Raw genomic sequence first — 21024 nt, forward strand, 5'->3', positions numbered from 1 at the left:
TGCGCACCGTGCGATAGCTGGAGCATTGCGGTGAAAGCGCCTTGAGTCCAGCCTTGGCTCAGTCTTTTTCCAGCCGCGAGAAATACATCCGGCCCAATCCACGCCAGGTTTTCTTGTTCCAGGCCTTGAACGGAATCTGCGCCAGCAACTCACGCGCCAGCTTGCGATCACGGTTGGCGGTCTTGAGGAACATGGAATTGAGAAACTTGTAGCGCACCTCGTCATACAGCGGGTGATCGCTGAAGAGCGCGTAGGTGCGCAGGATGCTGTCGATCATGAAGCGGTGGTTCTTGTAGGAGTTGGTGGCGTGCTTGCGATAGCGCGCCATCAACACATTCAGACCATCGATGAAGTAACCGGCATGGGTCACCTTCAACTCGATCAGCAAGTCTTCCAGGCGAATGGTCGGGTCGAAACCGCCCACCTTGTCCAGCGCTTCGCGACGGATCATCAGGGTGGGAGCCGGAGGATAGGGCTTGCGTTCCAGGAACATGTCGTCGAAGTCCAGGCGACGGAACGGCACATCCCGACGCTGGCGCTTCTCCGGGTAGAGATTGCCGTCGGCATCGATCAGCTCGATGTTACCGGCGCAAATGCCGACCTCGGGCTTGCCGTCCATGTGAGCGACCTGGGTGGCGATTCGCTCCGGCAGCATGATGTCATCCGAACCGAACGGCACGATCAGGCTGCCCTTGGCCCGGGCAATTGCACCGTTGAGTGTATTGGTCAGCCCCTGGTTTTCCTGAACCCGGAAGTCGAAACCATGGATGGCCTGCAACGCCTTGATCCGCTCGACGCTGTCATCTTTCGAGCCATCGTCGACCACCAGCAACTCGATGTTCTGATAGGTCTGGTTGAGGACGCTGAGAATGCTTTCCTCAATGTAAGGGGCGTGGTTGTACGACGCGATAATGACCGTGACGATGGGTTGCGCGTCGTTCATGGCTGTTCCTTGCGGGCCTGTTCCAGGCCGGAGTCGATCAGATTGAGGTATTCGCGACGGAATTCCTCGATGTCATGGTGTTGTTGCAGATAACGGAAAGCCTGCTCGCCCTTGGCCTTGAGCTCGTCATCCGACAGCCCGAGGTAAGTGTCCAGCGCAGCCTGCAGCGTCGGCACATCCTTCGGTGTAATCGCCAGGCCACCGGCCCCCTCGATGAGCGGCAACATGGCCGGCACATTCGAGGCAATCACCGGCAAATGCCCGCTCATGCCTTCAAGCAGCGCCAGCCCGAGGCCTTCGGCCAAAGAAGGCATGGTCCAGATATCGAAAGCGCGAATGTACTGCAGGGCAATTTCCTTGAACCCCAGCAAATGGGCGCGACCGCTGAGGCCGAGGCGGTCGATTTCCGCGGCCAGGCGCGACTCTTCACGGCCGGCGCCAATGATCGCCAGCTGGGTATTCGGGTATTTGTCCTTGAGCGCGGCAAAGGCCTGCAGCAAATAGATATGGCCTTTGACTGGCACCAGTCGTCCCAACGCACCAATCAGCCGCACCGACGGATCGATGCCCAACAGTTCACGGGCCTTTTCACGACTGTGTTGCAGACCTTCGGCTTGCTCGATGTCGATGGCATTGGTGATGGCGTAGGTATTCTGGTCGGTGAAGCCGCAGTCACAGTCCAGCAGATACTGCTTCACCGCTGGCGACACGCCGACGAAACGCCAGTGACGATCGATCAGGCGCTGGGTCTGGCGGCGCCGGTAAAAACGGTCGTACTCGCCAAAGCCGTGGGAAATGCCGATGCACAACGGCACTTTCAACCAGCGATTGAGCGCCAGCATCATGTTCACCGGCTTGAAGCGGTTGCAGATCACCACATCGAATTTTTCCCGACGGCAGAACTTGTACAACTGCCACATGGCCCGCAGGCGCATGCCCTTGAGGGACTTGTCGGAAAACTCGAAGTACACCGAACGGTCGGCTCGGCTCACCGCTTCACCCGGCCCGGGTTTGCCGCGCAAAAACGCAGCGGTCACTTCATAGCGATCACTGGGCAGGGCCTTGACGATTTGCTCCGCGAGGTCGGCGAAATCATGGGCTTTGACGTTGTAGTCAGGCTGCAGTTGCAGGACCTTTGACCGCTGACTCATAACTCTCCCCGCTGAGAAACATTGCCTGGTGTGTGCTTGAGGGACCACAAAAGCTCGTGGCGCCGGACGGCCTTGCGAAAGAACTCGTTCTCGCCATAGGTGGGCGGCAACCGCCCGGCCAACAAGCGTTGTATCAACCGACGCAAACGGCGCTTGAACGGCATCGCCGGTTGCAGGTCATGCATCATGCCCAACGCCATGGCCTTGTCTCGCTGTTGTTCCAGCGACATCGGCAGGCAATAAGGCTGCATCGGTTGGGCCGAATCGAAGGCGGGCGGCAAGGCGATGCCATCACTGGTATCGCCCATCGGCCAGCGATCGTTGTCGTGCAGGTGGTTGGCATAGCCCAATAGCGTGGTCGGTTGCCAGTCCAGGCCTTGCAAGGCTTCGAGGACTGCCGCCTGGGCGCAGATATGATCGGGATGCGGATCCAGGGTCGGATGCGGCAGGACGATAACCTCGGGCCGGGCCCGCAGCAGCAACTCACGCAGATCCGCCAGCAGATTGTTCCAGGTCGGCGCGCCATCGGCATCGGCAGGCAGCGCGAAAGAATTCAACTGACGGAACAGACGGGTGTCGCTCAGGTCCGCTTCCCGCGATCCCGCCGCCACGGCAGGTGCGGCCTGCATGCTCGCCAGTTGCAGACAGAAATAACCAAGCTGTACGCAGTGAGCCTCGGGCACGCCGGCCCAACGTGGCACGGCGATGCTGTCCCAGGCGCGCAGACGGCCTTTCAAGCGGGCCGCATCGACCTTGTTCAGGCCCATCTGCTGATAGTGTTCGGCTTCGATTTCGCCCGCTGTCAGCGTGACGATCCAGGATTCGTCGGCCTGGCTGTACAGACCGTAGGCCGCCAGTTCGGCGTCATCGGCGTGGGGCGCGATGACCATCACCCGCTGACGCCGGTAATCCGGATGTTCCAGTGCCCACAGCACAGGCTCACCGAACACACGACAGAAACGCCCGCGCAAGCGCAGGTCACCACGGGACAGCGCCTGAGCCTGACCACTGAGATTGAGGTAACGCAGGCCGTTTACGCCCCGTTCGAAAGTTTGTCGGTCCGGGTTTTCGCCACCCGCCAACTCGACCACCGGGTCGATAAACCGTCCCAGCCAGGTGCTTTTTACCCGCAGGGCCAGCACCAGCGTCGCGTCGTCGACCAGCATCACGCCCTCGTCCAGCCGCAAATGTTCACCGCTCAGGTGCACCTTGGGCTGTGGCGTGTACGGGGGAAAGCTGTACTGGTAATCGTCTTTCGGTGAGTAGAACAGATGGTCGGCAAACCAGGCTTCGTGGGCGATCCAGCCCAGAACCGCCAGCACCAGCGGCAACCACCAGGCCACCAGCACACCCATGACGATCAACAGCACCAACGCAATCAGCAGGCCGATACGTTTATTGCGCCGATGGCGCTTGAGCAGTTGCTGTTTGCGGCTCATGGCTTGGCTCATACGGTGAAGACCGGCACGGGGTTGCACCAGCGATCCTTGTATTCACGGTCGGCGCGACCGAAGGAAAAGCGTAGCGGCTTATCCTGCGCCCGGGCGTGTTCCCAGGCGCTTTGGGTATTGAGGAAACTCAACACACTTCCAGGGCTGAACTCGCGAGTCTCGGGATCGACCCCGCCGTTGATGTACTCGACGCTGATCCACTGCGGGGTTTCGACGCGGTACACCAGTTGAATCGCAATCGGCGCATCGTTGAGGAAAATCACCGAACCGATCAGCAACTCGCGCAGCAACTCGATGACCTCGGCCATGCGTTCGGCACCCGTCGCCGGGAAACCCCAGCGACGCTGGAACAGGTCGCAGTAAATCGCCGCCAGATCGAAGCTGGAAAATTCGGACACCGGCCGCACCACACCACCGGCCTCTTCCAGCAAGCGCAATTCGCGGCGCTGGTTATAGCGAAACTTTTTCGACAGCTCTTCGGGCGTGCGGGCCATCGCCAGTTGTTCGGTCTGCAACTTGATGCCAGTGAAACGGCCCTCGTTCAGCGCCGACAGATACCGCGCGCGATGGCGCAAAGGCACCTGGGCATCGGCAGCGGCCGGCAGGATGATCTCGGCGTTGCCCAGGTCGAACAGACCTTTTTTGCCGCGACGCTTGAGCACGTCCTTGGACAAGGCAAGGTCGCGGCCCCAGGTCGGGATCGCCGCCTTGACCTCATCGCCCTGCACCCAGGCCAGATAACGCACCGGAATGTCGGCCAGTTGCGCCAGCCGCTCGACCACCACGGGATGAGTTGCGACGCTGCCGCCATAACGCTGCCAGGTTTCGGTGTAAGTCGAGGCGTCGACTACCGCCCAGCCACGCTCGCGCCAGCCTTGAAATCGGTTGAGCATCAGCCCCTCTGTGCCAGTTCGGTAACGTGCGGCAAGTGCCAGAAAGCATCGCGCACTGCGCGATCGGAGAAGCGTTCGCGCAAGCGCTCGAGCATCAACTCGGCACACTGCCGGTGTTGCTGATCATCCATGCCGGCCAGATGTTGCAGCCCTTGGGCCAGGCGCTCGGCATCGCCCAACGGGAACAGGATGCCCACGCCTTCGACCACTTCTTTCGCTCCGCCGCACGCCGTGGCCAGCAAAGGTACGCCAGCGGCCATGGCCTCCAGCAGCACCATGCCGAACGGTTCGTGATCGGAACTCAGGGCAAACACATCGAAGGCCCGGAAGTAGTTGCGCGCATCCGGCACCTGACCGAGGAACAGCACCCGGTCACCGATGCCCAGCTCCCGGGCCTGAGCCTTGAGGTTTTCCTCCAGGCGCCCCTTGCCGAGAATCACCAGTTGGCTGTTGGCCGGCAATCCCGGCAACGCCTCGGCGAAACCCTGCAGCAGCGTGGCCTGGTCTTTGTCCGGATGCAGCCGTCCGACGTTGCCGACGATCCACGCATCTGCTGCCAGCCCCAGGGTTTCCCGGGCCTCGCGAGCCGACACCTGGGTCGCCTGCAAGGCGTCCACATCGATACGGTTGTACAAGGTCTGAATTCGAGAAGCCGGCCACTTCGGCAGGCATTGGCGCATGTCGTCGCGCACGGCGTCGGACACACCGAGCAGACTCAAACGCTTGCGGAAAATATGCGCGAACAGTTTGCGGCTGCCACGCTTGTAATCGTCAAAAGCGTGATGCACGCCAATCACCGGCAACGACGTGCCGAGCAAGGCGATATAGATCGGCTTGAAGCGGTGGGCGATGCAGAAACTGAAGTTGCGCGACGCGGCGATCTTGCGCAGATCGCCGATGGCACCCAGCTTCAGGCCACGGATGGCCTTGGAGCTGTACTCCATGAACAGCACTTCATCGGAAGCACAACCCGCGGCGACTTCGGCATCGGCAACCCCGGTGAGAAACACCGTGGTCACTCGATAACCGGTCCCCGCGAACAGGCTGGCGTACTGCCGTGCGCAGTCCAGGAACGGCCCGTCATAGCCGTGGCAGAACTGCAGCACATGGCGTTCAGCCGAACGTGTCATAGGCGTTCGCGCCCTCTTTGACCACCAGGATGTCTTCCATGATCAGATACTGTAGATCCGAACCGAAGAACATGTTCAGGGCGTCGGTCGGCGAGCAGATCATCGGCTCGCCACGACGGTTGAGCGAGGTGTTGAGCGACACGCCGTTGCCGGTGAGCACTTCCAGCGCTTTCATCATGTCGTAGTAGCGCGGGTTGTATTCGCGCTTGAGCACCTGGGCGCGGGAGGTGCCGTCTTCGTGGACGACTTCCGGCACGCGGGTTTTCCACTCTTCCGCCACTTCGAAGGTGAAGGTCATGAACGGAGCCGGGTGATCGATCTTGATCATCTGTGGCGCCACAGTGTCGAGCATCGACGGGCAGAAAGGCCTCCAGCGCTCGCGGAACTTGATCTGGTGGTTGATCCGGTCAGCCACGCCCGCAATGCTCGGGCAACCGATGATCGAACGCCCGCCCAGTGCACGCGGACCGAACTCCATGCGGCCCTGGAACCAGGCCACCGGGTTGCCATCGACCATGATTTTGGCGATCTGCTCCGGCATGTTGTCGAGCTTGCGCCACGTCGGCTTGTTGGCGTGACGGGCGCAGGCCGCGATCACGTCTTCGTTGCTGTACGACGGGCCGAGGTAGACGTGTTCCATCTTCTCGACCGGTACGCCACGGGCGTGGGACACATAGGCTGCCGCGCCCACCGCGGTACCGGCGTCGCCGGATGCAGGCTGTACAAACAGTTCTTTGACGTCGTCGCGGGCGATGATTTTCTGGTTCAGCTTGACGTTCAACGCACAGCCACCGGCGTAGGCCAGTTTGCCGGTTTCCTTGAGCACGTCGCCCAGGTAGTAGTCGATCATCTGCAGCGCAATTTTTTCGAACAGCGCTTGAATGCTCGCGGCGTAGTGGATGTAAGGCTCGTCGGCGATGTCGCCTTCGCGCTTGGGACCCAGCCACTCGATCAGCTTCGGCGAGAAGTAATAACCCTTGCCCTTTTCTTTGTAGCGACGCAGGCCGATGACGTTGGCGTAGTCGGTGTTGATCACCAGCTCGCCGTTTTCGAACGAAGCCAGGCGCGAGAAATCGTATTTGCTGGCGTCGCCGTACGGCGCCATGCCCATGACCTTGAACTCACCGTCGAGCATATCGAAACCGAGGAACTCGGTGATCGCGCCGTACAGGCCGCCGAGGGAGTCCGGATCGAAGAATTCCTTGATCTTGTGGATCTTGCCGTTTTGGCCATAACCGAAGAAGGTCGTGGCGTACTCGCCTTTGCCGTCGATGCCCAGGATCGCGGTCTTCTCTTTGAAACCGGAGCAGTGGTAAGCGCTGGAGGCGTGGGCCAGGTGGTGTTCGACCGGCTCGATCTTGATCTTCTTCGGATCAAAACCCAGTTGCTCCAAGCACCAGACGATCTTGTTGCGATAGCGCTTGTAGCGACGGTTGCCCATCAGGATCGCATCGAGTGCACGGTCCGGGGCGTACCAGTAACGCTTGGCGTACTGCCAGCGGGCCTTGCCGAACAGACTGATCGGTGCGAATGGAATCGCTACCACGTCAACGTCGGACGGCTTGATACCGGCCTGTTCCAGGCAGAATTTCGCCGATTCGTAGGGCATGCGGTTCTTTGCATGTTTATCGCGTACGAAGCGTTCCTCTTCAGCCGCCGCGACCAGCTTGCCGTCGATGTACAGGGCTGCGGAAGGATCATGGCTAAGGGCGCCGGACAGGCCAAGAATCGTCAATGCCACAGGGGTCTAGCCTCTTTAGTCTGCATGCAGGCGCAAGCGCCTCAAAAATTAATGTGCCCTCGCAATGGGCGAGAGACAGCTAAAGGGCGGGATTATAGCGTAAAAGCAGCGGCAAGCCTCTAGCCGCAAGCGGCCAGCAACTGCGGCGGGGACCTCGCGGCATTTTTATCCGCGCGCAGGTCGCCAATAGATGGAAATATTGCCGTCCACGCTTTGCCGGTAAATTGTGAACGGCAAGACAACGGTGTCCAGCGCGCCAGACAGGGCCAAGTCCACTAAAACGAGCGGTACAAGGATACCCGTAGGGTCTGGCGGCGCATTTAATACACAGAAGTCGTAAGCGAGGCCGCTGTAGACCCGGGGAATGGACTGACAATAAGTCTTTTGCCGGCGCAGCCCCTGCGCGGCTTCGGCTTCATCCTGCAGGACGGTGGCAGCGGTCCCGCAGCCCATTAGCGACACTGATAAAACACCCGCTGAAACTGCCATTTTGATCGTCACAGCCTGACCTCCGAGAACGTCAGGCAAACTAGCATTGGGGCGATTTCGGCCACAGTTCATGACTTCCCAAGATCGCGTAGGACGGTTCACAAGAACTTGTCTGCTTTCTTGGTTGGCAGTTCCGGCCTCATCGCGAGCAAGCTCGCTCCCACATTTGAACTGAGGTGTTCACAGGTTTTGTGTTCACCACCAATCCCTGTGGGAGCGAGCTTGCTCGCGATAGCGGCTTAAGCAGCGCCTGAGATGTCCTTGGGCAAACGCTGATCGATGACCTGATAAAGGGCGCTACCTTCAGGCCAATTGCGCATGAACCGCGCGCGATCCCTGGCATACGCCGGGGCGAAACTGCCAAGGGAGCTGTGCTGGCACATCGAATCGAGGTCGATCAACGCCCAGCGATCTTGCTGCCAGAACAGGTTATGCCCCTTGAAGTCGCCATGGCTGATGCGTTCGCGAATCAGCTCGGCAAACAAATGATCCAGTGCCGCCAGCTCGGCTTCCGGTGCATCACCGCTTTCAACATACGGCGCAAAACGTTCGATGATGTCCGGCCCCGGCAGATACTCGGTGATCAGGTAAGCCCGGCTGCGCAGCCATAGAAAACGCGTTTCCAGCAACGCCAGCGGCTTGGGCGTGGCAATGCCGAGGAACGCCAGACGGTTGCCTTCGCGCCATGAATGCCACGCCCGGCTCGGGCGCCAGAAGCGCTTGAGCCAGTGGGCAACACCCTTGATGTTGTAGCGCTTGATCACCAGCGTGCGGCCATCCACCTCGACCTTGCCGACGCTCGCCGCACCGCCGGTCTTGTACAGATGCCCCTGATCGAGCAAGGCATCGGCCTGCTCCAGCACCGGCCCCATCGACGACACTTCCTCGCGACGGATCGCCCGCAAGCCGAAGGCCCCGCGCTGGACGCTGAACAGCGTGCACTCGCGGCCGACCTTGATCAGGAAGTCCTTGAGGCGCCAGCTGCGGACCTTGTCGATCTGCTTCTGCAACGCCTCCATGGGCAAGGCGTGTTCACCGTTGCTGAGCAGGTAATACACCAGCAACTCTTCAATGAAGGGTTCAATCGACTTCGGCAACTGGGCGAAGAATACCCCGAGGTTTTCCAGGACCTTCTGCCGCGACAGCGGCTGGCCAGGCGTCTCGCAGCAGATACCCGCGCCATCGATCAGGTACAGGCGACCGCCCTGGCGCAGCAGATTGTCCAGGTGCAGGTCTTCCTGCCACAGGCCCTTGCGATGCATCTGACCGATCGCACCCAACGCCTCGGCCAGTACCGCCCCTTGTCCATCGGACAGTACGGGCTGCTGCTCAACCTGCTTCCAGGTGTCGCCCAGACTTTCGGCACGCTCAAGGAAATCAAACAGCAGCCAGCCACCCTCGCCGTCCTTCAGGCCATCGGCCAACAGCTGCGGCGTGGTCAGCCCCTGAGCGGAGAGCAGGCGCACGCCATCCAGCTCACGCTGAAAATGCCGTGCGGCCTTGCTGCCGACCAGCAACTTGGCCAACACCGGCCGACCACGCCAGACGCCGGCACCGACATAACGCTGCCCCGGCAACACCCGTAACAGGCTCAGCAGTTGCAGCTCGGCGGGGCCAGCGGCGTCGGCCAGCGAAACGCTCAGCGGCAAGCTTGGGGTGCGGCCGGCAGACTTCAATTCGGACAAACGCATCAGCGTGGCCTCTTCTGGCTGCGCCGCGCGGTCAACCGCTGCAGCCAGCTGTCGATCAGCGAGCTGTCCTGCGGCTGATCCAGATAGGCGGCCAGCAATTGCCGCAGTTGCGACTCGCCCCACTCGGGCGCGCGACGCGTCAGCGGTTCCAGATCCTTGATTCGGTCACGCTGCCCGTACAGCAGCGGCCGGGTCTTTTCCAGGTCGATCAATTGAGCCTGATAGCCGTTGCCGGTGGCGCGCATGAAAATGTGCTTGGGATAGAAGCACCCGTGCACCTGGCGCGCAGCGTGCAGCTGCCGGGCCAGTTCGCCACTGGCCTTGAGAATTTCCGAGTGCTGTTCAGGGCTCAATTGAGCCCAGCGCTGCAACAGCGAGTCGAGGTCGTCCCAACCGTCCAGGGCGCGGGTCATCAGGATCGCGCGGACTTCGCCATTGACCTTGCGCTCCCCGTAGAACACCGCGTCCAGCGCCGGAATGCCCATCTTCCGGTAACGGGAGATGTTGCGAAACTCGCGAGCGAAACTCGGCTCGCCGAACGGTGCGCGCAAGGTGCGGGTCAGGTAGTTGCTTTGACGCTTGAGGTAAAAACCATGACCTTCCAGATCCAGCCGAAACACGCTGCTCCAGCCACCGCGACCGGTGTTGGGTTCGTCCACCGCATCGAGCTGTTTGGCCCAGAGCGCCTCGAACGTGCCGAGGCCATGGCGCTCAAGCAGCGCACGGTCCTCAGCGGCCAGAAAATCAGTCATTCGCGTCCCTCGAAAAATCTCACCACGTGCCGGATGCGTTTTTTGTCCGCAGCGTTGAGCCGAGGCCGGTTGCGGTATTGCAGGTAAAAGCGCAGGCGCTGGGTAGCCGACAATTGATACTTGGCGACCTTGTCCAGGCACGCCAGATCCTTGGTAATACGGTACTTGAGCCAGAAACCGCGCCAGAAATCGCCGTTGGGGCAGTCGATCAGAAACACTCGAGCCTCATCGTCGATCAACAGGTTGCGCCACTTCAGATCATTATGGGTGAAGCGGTGGTCGTGCATGGTCCGGGTGTATTGGGCCAGCTGGCGACTGACGGTATCGACCCAGGCGCGATCCGACAACTTCGGGTCGCGGCGCTCGGCCAGTGCCGACAAGTCTTCGGTGCGCGGCAGTTCCCGGGTAATCATCGCGCCGCGAGCGTAGGCCGCACCGCGCCGCTCCAGCCCCCAAGCCACTACTTCGGCAGTGGGAATGCCCCACTTGGCGAAGCGCTTGAGGTTCTGCCATTCCATCTTCACCCGAGGCTTGCCCAGGTAACGCCGCAAGCCTTTGCCGGCACCCACATACCGTTTGACGTAATAGTTGACGCCATTGCGCTCGACACGGATGACCTCCGAGAGCACGTCACTGGTCAAACGCTCACCTTGCAGCGCAAACACAGCCTCGAGGCTGCCAAAGTCATCGGCCAGCTCGCTGTAGGCCGGATCCAGTTTCCAACCCGACATCAGAGCGCATCCCCGTATCGCTGTTTACGCTCGTAGAGCTTGTTGGCCTTGCCGTCGAGCCATGCCAGCAAAGACGCTTCTTCAATCAGGATCTGACGCAGCGGCTGCTGGAAATAGCCTTTGAGGAAACGCAGTTTGTCGCGGCGGGTCAGGCCGATGTCCAGCGCGGAAAAGTACAGCGCGGCCAGATCCTTGTTGCGCCAGCGCAAGGTGATCGCCGGGCGGGTCTGGGCGCGGTGCAGATCGATCACCGAGAGCTTGAAGTCGTCCGCGGTCACCGGTTTGTCGGTGTGCAGCAGGAAATGGCAGATGTAGCAGTCGCGGTGGTTGACCCCGGCGCGGTGCATCATGCCGGTCATGCGTGCGACTTCAGCGATCAGCGCGCGCTTGAGCTTTGGCTCCGGTGGCTGCTTGACCCAATTGATACTGAAATCTTCGAGACTGACCGTCGGCGCCAGCTCCTCGGTGACGATGAACGAGTGCTGGTCGGCCGGGTTGCTGCCCTTCTCGCCATACGCGACGGCGGTCATGGTCGGCACGCCGGCTTCCTGCAGGCGTTGAATGGCCGTCCACTCCTGGCCCGCGCCGAGTACCGGCAACTTGGCGGTGAGCAGGTTCTTGAAGATTTCGCCCCAGCCGATACCACGGTGGATTTTCACGAAAAATCCGTTGCCATCGACTTCCGTGCGTAATGTCCGGCGTGCTTCCAGCTCGCGGTACACCTCGCCCTTGAGCCCCTCGACTTCGGCGAACGGGTCGCGTCCGGCCCAGAGGCTCTTGAACGGTTCAGCCAGCATCAACTTCATTTAAGCGTGCTCCGCCAGAATCACATCGGCCGCGTGCTGCGGCATGCTGTAGAGGTCGGCCCTTTCGGCGAAGGCCAGACCATTGCGGCTCCAGGCCGCCCTTGCTTGAGCGTCGTTCAACATGCCGGTCAGGTACTGCGTCAGTTGTTCCTGATCGAACGGTTCGTCCAGCACCAAGCCAGCATCGGCCTCGGCGATGTAATGGGCGTAACCGCACACCGCGCTCACCAGCACCGGCAAACCGGCCACCAGTGCTTCGAGCAGCACGGTGCCGGTATTTTCGTTGTACGCCGGGTGGATCAACAGATCAGCACCCAACAGGAACCGCGGAATGTCGCTGCGACCCTTGAGGAACGTGACGTTGTCGCCGAGCCCCAAAGTCGCGCTCTGCATCTGGAATAACTTGGGGTCATCCTGGCCAATTACAAACAGCCGGGTGCGCTTCCTCAACTCGGCAGGCAATGCCGCCAGCGCCTTGAGGCTGCGGTCCACGCCCTTGGTCTTGAACCCGGAGCCGATCTGCACCAGCAACAGTTCGTCGTCCTTGAGGTCGAATTCAGCGCGGAACCCTGCGCGAATTTCATCGGCATCGGCTGGCCGGCGACGGTCCTGGGCGATACCCGGTGGCAGCAGGTGGAAACGCTCCAGCGGCGTGTCGTAATGCTTGATGAACAGCGGCTGCTGGACCTCGGAAATCATCAGCACTTCGGTCTTCGCCTCTTTGGCGAACACCGCCCGCTCGTACTCGGCGAAGTGGCGATAGCGGCCCCAACGACGGTACAGCGAGTTACGCAGGTTCTGCGCCTTGTCTTCGAAGCAGCCGTCGGCGGCGTAGTAGACGTCCAGACCCGGCATCTTGTTGAAGCCGATCAGGCGGTCCACCGGGCGCTTGGCCAAGTCCGCCTCCATCCACTCACTGAGCTTCTCGTTGCGGCGATGGTTGAAGAACGCCTTGACCGGCGCCACCAGTACTTCGAAACCCGGCGGTACGTCGCCTTCCCAGATCAGCGTGTAGACGCGAATCTGATGGCCGCGCTTCTGGCACTCCAGCGCGATTCGCATGAAATCGCGCTGCAAGCCGCCAAACGGAAAATATTTGTACAAGACAAATGCCAATTGCATCAGCGCAGCTCCTCAGCCATTAACAACGTGCTCAGTCTGCTGGCGACACGCTCGGGGTTCAGTCGCGTGAAGCACAACGGCCACTCGCGTTTCAGGTCAAATTGACGGCCATCTTCGGCCGTCGGTTGATAGGTGCATTTCTTTTGCAGGCACGGTGCGCAAGGGAAGTCGCTGGCCATGTGAATCTGCACCTTGCCATAGGCGCCGGTCAGGCCCGGATTGGTCGGGCCGAACAGCGACAGCGTCGGCACATCCAGCGCGGCGGCCAGATGGCCCAGGCCGGTGTCCACCGCCACGCAGGCTTGCGCGCCGGCCAGCACCTTGCCGACACCCGCCAGGTTCAGTTTTGGCAGCACTTCAGCGTGCTTGAAACCCGCGGCGATTCGCTCGGCCCGGGCTTTCTCCTGTGCATTGCCCCAAGGCAACTTCACCCCGACGCCCAGGTAGCCGACCCGTTCGGTCAGCTCGCGCCAGTAGGCTTCGGGCCAGTGCTTGGTGTCCCAGGTGGTGCCGTGCAAAAACACCACGTAAGGATTCTTGCGCGGCAATTCCACCAGGCGCTCGATATTCAGTCCGTAGTCGCCCAGGCCTTTGGGCAAGTCATAGCCCAGCGCGATGGCGAACAACTGACGCACTCGTTCCACCGCGTGCTGCCCGCGGGCAACGGCCAGACGTCGATCGTAAAAGCGCGCAGCGATTGGCTCGCGTGCCGAGCTTTTATCGAGGCCGGCCACCGGTGCCTTGACGTAACGGGTCAGCCAGGCGCTTTTCAGCAAACCCTGGGCGTCGATCACCAAGTCATATTTCGTGGCACGAACGCTTTGCTTGAAGCGCTTCCACTCGCCGCTCTTGATGGTCTGCCAGATGTTTTTGCGCCAGCGACGGATCGCCACCGGAATCACCTTGCCCACCGCCGGATGCCAGGTCGGGATTTCGGCAAAGCCCTCTTCCACCACCCAGTCGAATTTGATGCCGGGAATCGCCCGCGCCGCGTCAGTCAACGCTGGCAACGCGTGAATGACGTCGCCCAACGAAGAAGTCTTGATCAACAGAACCCGCAAGCTATTTGACCTCGACCACAGTGCCTTGCAACCGCTCCAAGGCTTCGTTCACGGCCTGCGGCATGAGCTGGCGCAGGCAGTTGTAATGGCCGAAACGGCAGGTGCGATCGAAGCACGGGCTGCACTCGATGCCCAGCCGTACGATTTCCACATGCTCGGCCAATGGTGGCGTGAAACCCGGCGACGTCGAACCGTAGACCGCCACCAGCGGGCGGTTCAGCGCGGCGGCGACGTGCATCAGGCCGGAGTCGTTGGACACCACCGAATCTGCACAGGACATCAGGTCGATGGCTTCGGCCAGCGAGGTGCCGCCACTGAGGTTGACCGATTCTTCACGCAGACCGGGAATCAGCCGCGCGCGGATGTCTTCGCCCACGGCATGGTCGTTTTTCGAACCGAACAGCCAGACTTGCCAGCCTTCGCGGATCTTCGTTTCGGCAACCTTGGCGTAATGCTCGGACGGCCAGCGCTTGGACTCGCCGAACTCGGCGCCGGGGCACAGGGCCAACACCGGGCGGTCGAGGGTCAAGCCGAATTTGGCCAGTGCAGTTTCGCGGGTTACCGGATCGATCTGCAGCGTCGGGCGCGGATACGGCTTTGGCAGTTCAACGCCCGGCTCGTAAGCCAGGGCCATGAAGCGCTCGATCATCAGCGGATAACGATCTTTATCCAGCGTGCGCACGTCGTTGAGCAGGCCATAGCGGTATTCGCCACGCCAGCCGGTGCGTTTTGCAATGCCGGCAAAGAACGGCACCAACGCCGACTTCAGGGAATTGGGCAACAGAATCGCCTGGTCGTACTGGCCGGCCAGGGATTTGCCGATGCGCCGACGCGTCGCCAGTTCCAGAACACCGTGACCGAGCGGAAAGCTCAAGGCCTGGCGAACTTCGGGCATGCGCTCAAGAATCGGCCGGCTCCACTCGGGGGCCAGCACGTCGATTTCGCATTGCGGGTGGCGTTGTTTCAGACACTGGAAAAGTGTCTGCGCCATCACCATGTCACCGACCCAACTGGGCCCAACGATCAGAATTTTCATGTGGTTTCCATAAACGAACCGGGGAGGCTTTACGCCTCCCCGCCTCGAGAATCAGCTTAGCCCCAACTCACGCCAGATCCGCATGACCTGTCGCCGTTCGTCTGCGAACTGGTCGCCCGATATCACCCCGGGATCCTTCTGCAAGGCCTGCCGGTGGGCGGCGGAACGGTACGCTTTATACGCTTCACGCAACAGGCCGGCATCTTCGACGGGCATCAGCCCTTCATGTTCCAGCTCTTCCAGAATGCGGATGTTGTCCGTCCAGCGCAGCAATGGCGGGTGTGTTTCGGACCACGCCAGGGCCGCGTATTGCACCATAAATTCAATATCGACGATACCTCCGGCGTCCTGCTTGATATCGAACGGCGCCGTGGCTTCGAAGGCATTTGCCCCGGTGCCGGCCGCCGTGCTCTTGCTGCCGAGGTTATCGCGCATCTTCGCGCGCATCTCGCTGACCTCCTGGCGCAGGGTCGGCAGATCACGAGTCTTGCCCAATATCGCGGCGCGGACTTTCTCGAAGGCCTGGCCGACATCCTGACTGCCCACCAACACTCGCGCCCGCACCAGTGCCTGGTGCTCCCAGGTCCAGGCTTCGTTCTCCTGATAACGGGCAAATGCCCCCAGGGAACTCACCAGCAAGCCCGACGCCCCGGATGGCCGCAGACGCATGTCCACTTCATACAACTGCCCGGAGTTGGTCTGCGCCGTCAGCAAGTGAATGATCCGTTGCCCCAGACGGGTGAAAAACTGCGCGCCATCGATGGGTTTGGGTCCATCGGTTTCAGCCTGCGGATCGCCGTCGTGGATGAACACCAGGTCCAGGTCCGAACCATGCCCGAGTTCCAGGCCGCCGACTTTCCCATAACCGACAATGATGAAGCCGGGATCGCACAACGAACCGTCCGTGCGCAAAGGTGTGCCGTATTTCGCCACCGTTTGCCGCCAGGCCAGTGCCAGCACTTGCTCGAGGATCGCTTCGGCGAGCCAGGTCAGGTAATCGCTGACTTTCATCAGTGGCAGGCTGCCGGCGATTTCCGAAGCCGCCACCCGCAAGCGGTGCGCCAGCTTGAAGTGGCGCAGGGCTTCCATTTGCTGTTCGAGGTCGTCCTCGGGAATCCGCGTCAGGCGCTCGCGCAATTCGGCCGCCAGCTCTGGCGCCAGTGGCGGTTTGAACAGCCGGCCTTCATTGAGCAATTCGTCGAGCAGCAGCGGGAAACGGGTGATTTGCTCGGCGATCCACGGGCTCGCCGCGCACAGTGTCAGCAACCGCCGCAATGCACTGGGGTTCTCGGTCAACAGCACCAGGTACGCGGAACGACGGGCCACGGCTTCGACCAGCGGCAGCACCCGTTCCAGTACCAGGTCCGGATTGTCATGTTCCACGGCCTGTGCGAGCAAACGCGGAATAAAGGCATCGAGACGTTCGCGCCCCAGACGCTGCATCGCCCTCAATTGCGGGCTGCTGCGCAAGCTGGCCAGGGTCTTCAAGGCTTTCGGGGCATCCTTGAAGCCACCCTCTTCCAGTTGGCGGCAAGCGGCCTCATCGTCCTGAGCCTCTTCCCACAGCGGCAACCACTCACCACCGACCACCACTTCGCTTTCGGCGCCCTGCTCTTCGTCGGGATCGGCGATCACCTGCCCGAAGTGCCAGGCCACGCGGCCGCGCCAATACATCAGTTGTTCGTGGAACGCCGTCCAGTTGGCGAAACCCAGCATAAAGGCAATGCGCGCCTGATCCTGCTCGCCACTGGGCAACATTTGCGTCTGGCGGTCGGCAATCGCCTGAATCGCGTGTTCGGTGTAACGCAGGAATTCATAACCTTCACGCAGCTCGCCGATCACGGCCGGCGGCAGGTAACCCTGACCTTCCAGCGTGCTCAGCACCTTTAATAGAGGGCGCTGCTGCAAGCTCAGATCGCGGCCGCCGTGAATCAGCTGGAACGCCTGGGCAATGAACTCGACTTCACGAATACCGCCGGAACCGAGCTTGATGTTGTCGGCCATGCCCTTGCGCCGCACTTCCTGTTGGATCAGCTGCTTCATGGTGCGCAGCGCTTCGATGGCCGAGAAGTCGAGGTAACGCCGGTAGACGAATGGCCGCAGCATGTCTTGCAGTTGCGCGCCGGCCACTTGATCGCCGGCCACCACCCGCGACTTGATCATCGCGTAGCGTTCCCAGTCGCGACCCTGGTCCTGGTAATACTGCTCCAGCGCATTGAAACTCAGCACCAGTGCGCCCGCCGAACCGTAGGGGCGCAAGCGCATGTCGACGCGGAACACAAAGCCGTCGACGGTCATCGGGTCCAGGGCCTTGATCAGCCGCTGGCCCAGACGAATGAAGAACTCCTGGTTATCCAGCGGGCGTTTCACGCCGACGGTTTCGCCGCCCTCGGGGTAGGCGAAAATCAGGTCGATGTCCGAGGACAGGTTCAGCTCCACGGCACCGAGCTTGCCCATGCCGAGAATGACCATCTGCTGTGGCTCGCCACTGCGCCGGCCGGTCGGCACGCCGAACTGCTGGCAATGGCGCACGTACAACCATTGATAGGCCTGATCGATGCTGGCATCGGCCATGTCCGAGAGGTCGCGGCAGGTCTGGATCAAATCGGCCTGGCGGGTCAGGTCGCGCCAGATGATCCGCACCTGGTGGCGTGCACGCTGGCGGCGCAAGGCGCGGCCAAGCAGATCGTCGGTCTCGGCCGCACTCACGGCGGCCGCGATCTGCCCGCACAACTCACCGGGAGCGAAGCCGCGGTCCAGTTCGCCGGACTGCACCAATTCCAGCAACATCAAAGGGTCACGAACACACTGTTCAATCACGAAATCGCTGGCGGCGGTGACGCGGGCAAATTGCGCCCAGCGTTCTGGCGTCCAGGCAGACAGCCCGTGGTCATCAACCAGGGCGGCGACGGCAGCCCGGAACGACTGCTCGGCACGGGTGACAAACGGCAGGAGAATGGCGGGCAGTTCAGCAAGCGAAGGGAGGCTCATGGTCTATCCTTGATCGGCGTACAACGGACTGCATGTAGTGGTTTTCGAAAACCCACTACCTGAGGGACTGTCGAACAAAAGTTAGAAATAGCTGAAATTTCTTTAATTTTGGCAGCCAGCATCAAGCTTTTACCTTTTGTAGTTGGAAAAAGACCAACCTTAACGATTATTCTCACAACACAGCCGGGGGCCACAAGCCACTCATCTGTAGTTTTACTACTCGTATATACATTAGCCGGGCTGAAATGCCGGAAGATTTGTAGTAAAACTACACGCCGCCGGAACAACCTATCGGCAATCCAAGAATTTATATCGTCTGCCCACAAGGCCAGTCGCAAACTCAGGCAACCGATTCTGGAAGCCTTTCCGCCCTGGAGCAAGCCATGCAAGACCTCGATCCCGTCGAAACCCAGGAATGGCTGGACGCCCTGGAATCGGTTCTCGACAAAGAAGGCGAAGACCGTGCTCACTATCTGATGACCCGTATGGGTGAGCTCGCGACCCGCAGCGGTTCGCAGTTGCCTTACGCCATCACCACGCCTTACCGCAACACCATCCCCGTTACCCACGAAGCACGCATGCCTGGCGACCTGTTCATGGAACGCCGCATTCGCTCGCTGGTACGCTGGAACGCGATGGCCATGGTAATGCGTACGAACCTGAAAGATTCCGACCTCGGCGGTCACATCTCCAGCTTCGCTTCCAGTGCGACCCTGTATGACATCGGCTTCAACTACTTCTTCCAGGCCCCGACCGATGAACACGGCGGCGACCTGATCTACTTCCAGGGCCACACCTCGCCAGGCGTTTACGCCCGTGCATTCATGGAAGGCCGCATCACCGAAGACCAGATGAACAACTTCCGCCAGGAAGTCGACGGTCAGGGCCTGTCGTCCTACCCGCACCCTTGGCTGATGCCTGACTTCTGGCAGTTCCCGACCGTATCCATGGGTCTGGGCCCGATCCAGGCGATCTACCAGGCACGCTTCATGAAGTACCTGGAACACCGCGGTTTCATCCAGCCAGGCAAACAGAAAGTCTGGTGCTTCCTGGGCGACGGCGAGTGCGACGAGCCGGAATCCCTGGGCGCGATCTCCCTGGCCGGCCGCGAGAAGCTGGACAACCTGATCTTCGTCATCAACTGCAACCTGCAGCGCCTCGACGGCCCGGTTCGCGGCAACGGCAAGATCATCCAGGAACTCGAAGGCGTGTTCCGCGGTGCTCAGTGGAACGTGACCAAAGTCATCTGGGGCCGTTTCTGGGACCCGCTGCTGGCCAAGGACACCCACGGCATCCTGCAACGTCGCATGGACGAAGTCATCGACGGCGAGTACCAGAACTACAAAGCCAAAGACGGCGCGTTCGTGCGTGAACACTTCTTCAACACGCCTGAACTCAAGGCAATGGTTGAAGACCTGTCCGACGACGAGATCTGGAAACTCAACCGTGGCGGCCACGACCCGTACAAGGTCTACGCGGCGTACCACGAAGCGGTAAACCACAAAGAACAACCGACCGTCATCCTGGCCAAGACCATCAAGGGTTATGGCACCGGCGCCGGCGAAGCGAAGAACACTGCGCACAACACCAAGAAAGTCGACGTCGACAGCCTGAAGTTGTTCCGTGATCGTTTCGACATCCCGGTCAAGGACGATGAACTGGAAAACCTGCCGTTCTTCAAACCGGAAGAAGGCAGCGCCGAAGCCCGTTACCTGAGCGAGCGTCGTACCGCACTGGGCGGCTTCGTGCCTCAGCGTCGCGCCAAGAGCTTCAACATCCCGACTCCGCCACTGGAAACCCTCAAGGCGATCCTGGACGGCTCGGGCGACCGTGAAATTTCCACCACCATGGCTTTCGTGCGGATCCTCGCGCAACTGGTCAAGGACAAGGAAATCGGTCCGCGCATCGTGCCGATCATCCCGGACGAAGCCCGTACCTTCGGTATGGAAGGCATGTTCCGTCAGCTGGGCATCTACTCCTCCGTCGGCCAGCTCTACGAGCCAGTCGATAAAGACCAGGTGATGTTCTACAAGGAAGACCAGAAGGGCCAGATCCTCGAGGAAGGCATCAACGAAGCGGGCGCCATGAGCTCCTTCATCGCTGCCGGCACTTCGTACTCCAGCCACAACCAGCCGATGCTGCCGTTCTACATCTTCTACTCGATGTTCGGCTTCCAGCGTATCGGTGACCTGGCCTGGGCCGCAGGCGACAGCCGCACCCGTGGCTTCCTGATCGGCGGCACCGCCGGCCGTACCACCCTGAACGGTGAAGGCCTGCAACACGAAGACGGTCACAGCCACCTGCTGGCCGCGACCATCCCGAACTGCCGCACCTACGATCCAACCTACGGCTACGAGCTGGCGGTGATCATTCAGGACGGCATGAAGAAGATGACCGAAGAGCAACAGGACGTCTTCTACTACATCACCGTGATGAACGAGTCGTACCAGCAGCCAGCCATGCCGGCCGGTGCCGAAGAAGGCATCAAGAAAGGCATGTACTTGCTCGAAGAAGACACCCGCGAAGCGGCGCACCACGTTCAGCTGATGGGCTCCGGCACCATCCTGCGTGAAGTCCGTGAAGCAGCCAAGATCCTGCGCGAAGAGTTTAACGTCGGCGCCGACGTGTGGAGCGTTACCAGCTTCAACGAACTGCGTCGCGACGGCCTGGCCGTTGAGCGCACCAACCGTCTGCACCCTGGCCAGAAGCCTAAGCTGAGCTACGTCGAAGAGTGCCTGAACGGCCGTAAAGGTCCGGTCATCGCGTCGACCGACTACATGAAACTGTTCGCCGAGCAGATCCGTCAGTGGGTACCGTCCAAGGAATTCAAAGTCCTGGGCACCGACGGTTTCGGCCGCAGCGACAGCCGCAAGAAACTGCGTCATTTCTTCGAAGTCGACCGTCATTTCGTGGTGTTGGCAGCCCTGGAAGCACTGGCTGACCGTGGTGACATCGAACCTAAGGTTGTGGCCGAGGCCATCGCCAAGTTCGGTATCAACCCGGAAAAACGCAACCCACTGGACTGCTGAGGAGAGA

16 protein-coding genes are annotated in these 21024 nt (G+C 60.9%); 1 reads left to right on the forward strand and 15 read right to left on the reverse strand.

Features of this window, described 5'->3' with window-relative positions; translation table 11 throughout:
- Positions 1 to 58: 58 nt before the first annotated feature.
- The 15 genes from AC1D1M_RS09410 to glnE all read right to left on the reverse strand — a co-directional run bounded on the left by AC1D1M_RS09410 (position 59) and on the right by glnE (position 17988).
- Positions 59 to 943 carry a glycosyltransferase gene (locus tag AC1D1M_RS09410; RefSeq protein WP_046039754.1) on the reverse strand — a complete coding sequence of 295 codons (885 nt, stop codon included), beginning with the start codon at positions 941 to 943 and terminating at the stop codon, positions 59 to 61.
- Positions 940 to 2094 carry a glycosyltransferase family 4 protein gene (locus AC1D1M_RS09415; RefSeq protein WP_223447546.1) on the reverse strand — a complete coding sequence of 385 codons (1155 nt, stop codon included), beginning with the start codon at positions 2092 to 2094 and terminating at the stop codon, positions 940 to 942. The genes AC1D1M_RS09410 and AC1D1M_RS09415 overlap by 4 nt, the downstream gene beginning before the upstream one ends.
- Positions 2091 to 3533, reverse strand: a complete 1443-nt coding sequence (locus AC1D1M_RS09420) for a PIG-L family deacetylase (RefSeq protein WP_477775422.1) — start codon at positions 3531 to 3533, stop codon at positions 2091 to 2093. Before AC1D1M_RS09420 ends, AC1D1M_RS09415 begins: the two co-directional genes overlap by 4 nt.
- A gap of 8 nt (positions 3534 to 3541) precedes the next feature.
- Positions 3542 to 4438, reverse strand: a complete 897-nt coding sequence (locus AC1D1M_RS09425) for an antimicrobial resistance protein Mig-14 (protein ID WP_477775423.1) — start codon at positions 4436 to 4438, stop codon at positions 3542 to 3544.
- Positions 4438 to 5568, reverse strand: coding sequence for a glycosyltransferase (locus AC1D1M_RS09430; protein WP_477775424.1), 1131 nt, complete (start codon positions 5566 to 5568; stop codon positions 4438 to 4440). Before AC1D1M_RS09430 ends, AC1D1M_RS09425 begins: the two co-directional genes overlap by 1 nt.
- Positions 5552 to 7309 carry a carbamoyltransferase family protein gene (locus AC1D1M_RS09435; protein WP_477775425.1) on the reverse strand — a complete coding sequence of 586 codons (1758 nt, stop codon included), beginning with the start codon at positions 7307 to 7309 and terminating at the stop codon, positions 5552 to 5554. Before AC1D1M_RS09435 ends, AC1D1M_RS09430 begins: the two co-directional genes overlap by 17 nt.
- A 165-nt stretch (positions 7310 to 7474) precedes the next feature.
- On the reverse strand, positions 7475 to 7810 hold the full coding sequence (locus AC1D1M_RS09440) for a YceK/YidQ family lipoprotein (protein WP_477775426.1): 336 nt from the start codon (positions 7808 to 7810) through the stop codon (positions 7475 to 7477).
- Between the two features lie 227 nt (positions 7811 to 8037).
- Positions 8038 to 9489: a lipopolysaccharide kinase InaA family protein gene (locus AC1D1M_RS09445; protein WP_477775427.1), complete on the reverse strand. Its 1452-nt coding sequence runs from the start codon at positions 9487 to 9489 to the stop codon at positions 8038 to 8040.
- On the reverse strand, positions 9489 to 10241 hold the full coding sequence (locus tag AC1D1M_RS09450; protein WP_414914203.1) for a lipopolysaccharide kinase InaA family protein: 753 nt from the start codon (positions 10239 to 10241) through the stop codon (positions 9489 to 9491). The genes AC1D1M_RS09445 and AC1D1M_RS09450 overlap by 1 nt, the downstream gene beginning before the upstream one ends.
- Positions 10238 to 10972, reverse strand: coding sequence for a lipopolysaccharide kinase InaA family protein (locus tag AC1D1M_RS09455; RefSeq protein WP_477775428.1), 735 nt, complete (start codon positions 10970 to 10972; stop codon positions 10238 to 10240). Before AC1D1M_RS09455 ends, AC1D1M_RS09450 begins: the two co-directional genes overlap by 4 nt.
- The gene (rfaP, locus tag AC1D1M_RS09460; RefSeq protein WP_477775429.1) at positions 10972 to 11778 is read right to left on the reverse strand and encodes a lipopolysaccharide core heptose(I) kinase RfaP; all 807 of its coding nucleotides are present in this window, start codon (positions 11776 to 11778) and stop codon (positions 10972 to 10974) included. The genes AC1D1M_RS09455 and rfaP overlap by 1 nt, the downstream gene beginning before the upstream one ends.
- The gene (locus tag AC1D1M_RS09465; protein WP_477775430.1) at positions 11779 to 12900 is read right to left on the reverse strand and encodes a glycosyltransferase family 4 protein; all 1122 of its coding nucleotides are present in this window, start codon (positions 12898 to 12900) and stop codon (positions 11779 to 11781) included.
- Positions 12900 to 13961, reverse strand: a complete 1062-nt coding sequence (gene waaC / locus AC1D1M_RS09470; RefSeq protein WP_477775431.1) for a lipopolysaccharide heptosyltransferase I — start codon at positions 13959 to 13961, stop codon at positions 12900 to 12902. Before waaC ends, AC1D1M_RS09465 begins: the two co-directional genes overlap by 1 nt.
- Before the next feature lies 1 nt (position 13962).
- Positions 13963 to 14997, reverse strand: a complete 1035-nt coding sequence (gene waaF, locus AC1D1M_RS09475) for a lipopolysaccharide heptosyltransferase II (protein ID WP_477775432.1) — start codon at positions 14995 to 14997, stop codon at positions 13963 to 13965.
- Positions 14998 to 15048: 51 nt separating this feature from the next.
- On the reverse strand, positions 15049 to 17988 hold the full coding sequence (gene glnE / locus AC1D1M_RS09480) for a bifunctional [glutamate--ammonia ligase]-adenylyl-L-tyrosine phosphorylase/[glutamate--ammonia-ligase] adenylyltransferase (protein WP_477775433.1): 2940 nt from the start codon (positions 17986 to 17988) through the stop codon (positions 15049 to 15051).
- A gap of 383 nt (positions 17989 to 18371) precedes the next feature.
- Between glnE and aceE the strand changes: the two genes are divergently transcribed.
- Positions 18372 to 21017: a pyruvate dehydrogenase (acetyl-transferring), homodimeric type gene (gene aceE / locus AC1D1M_RS09485; RefSeq protein ID WP_477775434.1), complete on the forward strand. Its 2646-nt coding sequence runs from the start codon at positions 18372 to 18374 to the stop codon at positions 21015 to 21017.
- The last annotated feature ends 7 nt before the right edge of the window (positions 21018 to 21024 follow it).

Source organism: Pseudomonas sp. P1_F7, assembly GCF_056405655.1.

Excerpts from the sequence above, each read along its gene's own strand:
- AC1D1M_RS09410 (WP_046039754.1), bottom strand. The coding sequence starts at position 943 with ATGAACGACGCGCAACCCATCGTCACGGTCATTATCGCGTCGTACAAC.
- AC1D1M_RS09415 (WP_223447546.1), bottom strand. The coding sequence starts at position 2,094 with ATGAGTCAGCGGTCAAAGGTCCTGCAACTGCAGCCTGACTACAACGTC.
- AC1D1M_RS09420 (WP_477775422.1), bottom strand. The coding sequence starts at position 3,533 with ATGAGCCGCAAACAGCAACTGCTCAAGCGCCATCGGCGCAATAAACGT.
- AC1D1M_RS09425 (WP_477775423.1), bottom strand. The coding sequence starts at position 4,438 with ATGCTCAACCGATTTCAAGGCTGGCGCGAGCGTGGCTGGGCGGTAGTC.
- AC1D1M_RS09430 (WP_477775424.1), bottom strand. The coding sequence starts at position 5,568 with ATGACACGTTCGGCTGAACGCCATGTGCTGCAGTTCTGCCACGGCTAT.
- AC1D1M_RS09445 (WP_477775427.1), bottom strand. The coding sequence starts at position 9,489 with ATGCGTTTGTCCGAATTGAAGTCTGCCGGCCGCACCCCAAGCTTGCCG.
- AC1D1M_RS09450 (WP_414914203.1), bottom strand. The coding sequence starts at position 10,241 with ATGACTGATTTTCTGGCCGCTGAGGACCGTGCGCTGCTTGAGCGCCAT.
- AC1D1M_RS09455 (WP_477775428.1), bottom strand. The coding sequence starts at position 10,972 with ATGTCGGGTTGGAAACTGGATCCGGCCTACAGCGAGCTGGCCGATGAC.
- rfaP (WP_477775429.1), bottom strand. The coding sequence starts at position 11,778 with ATGAAGTTGATGCTGGCTGAACCGTTCAAGAGCCTCTGGGCCGGACGC.
- AC1D1M_RS09465 (WP_477775430.1), bottom strand. The coding sequence starts at position 12,900 with ATGCAATTGGCATTTGTCTTGTACAAATATTTTCCGTTTGGCGGCTTG.
- waaF (WP_477775432.1), bottom strand. The coding sequence starts at position 14,997 with ATGAAAATTCTGATCGTTGGGCCCAGTTGGGTCGGTGACATGGTGATG.
- glnE (WP_477775433.1), bottom strand. The coding sequence starts at position 17,988 with ATGAGCCTCCCTTCGCTTGCTGAACTGCCCGCCATTCTCCTGCCGTTT.
- aceE (WP_477775434.1), top strand. The coding sequence starts at position 18,372 with ATGCAAGACCTCGATCCCGTCGAAACCCAGGAATGGCTGGACGCCCTG.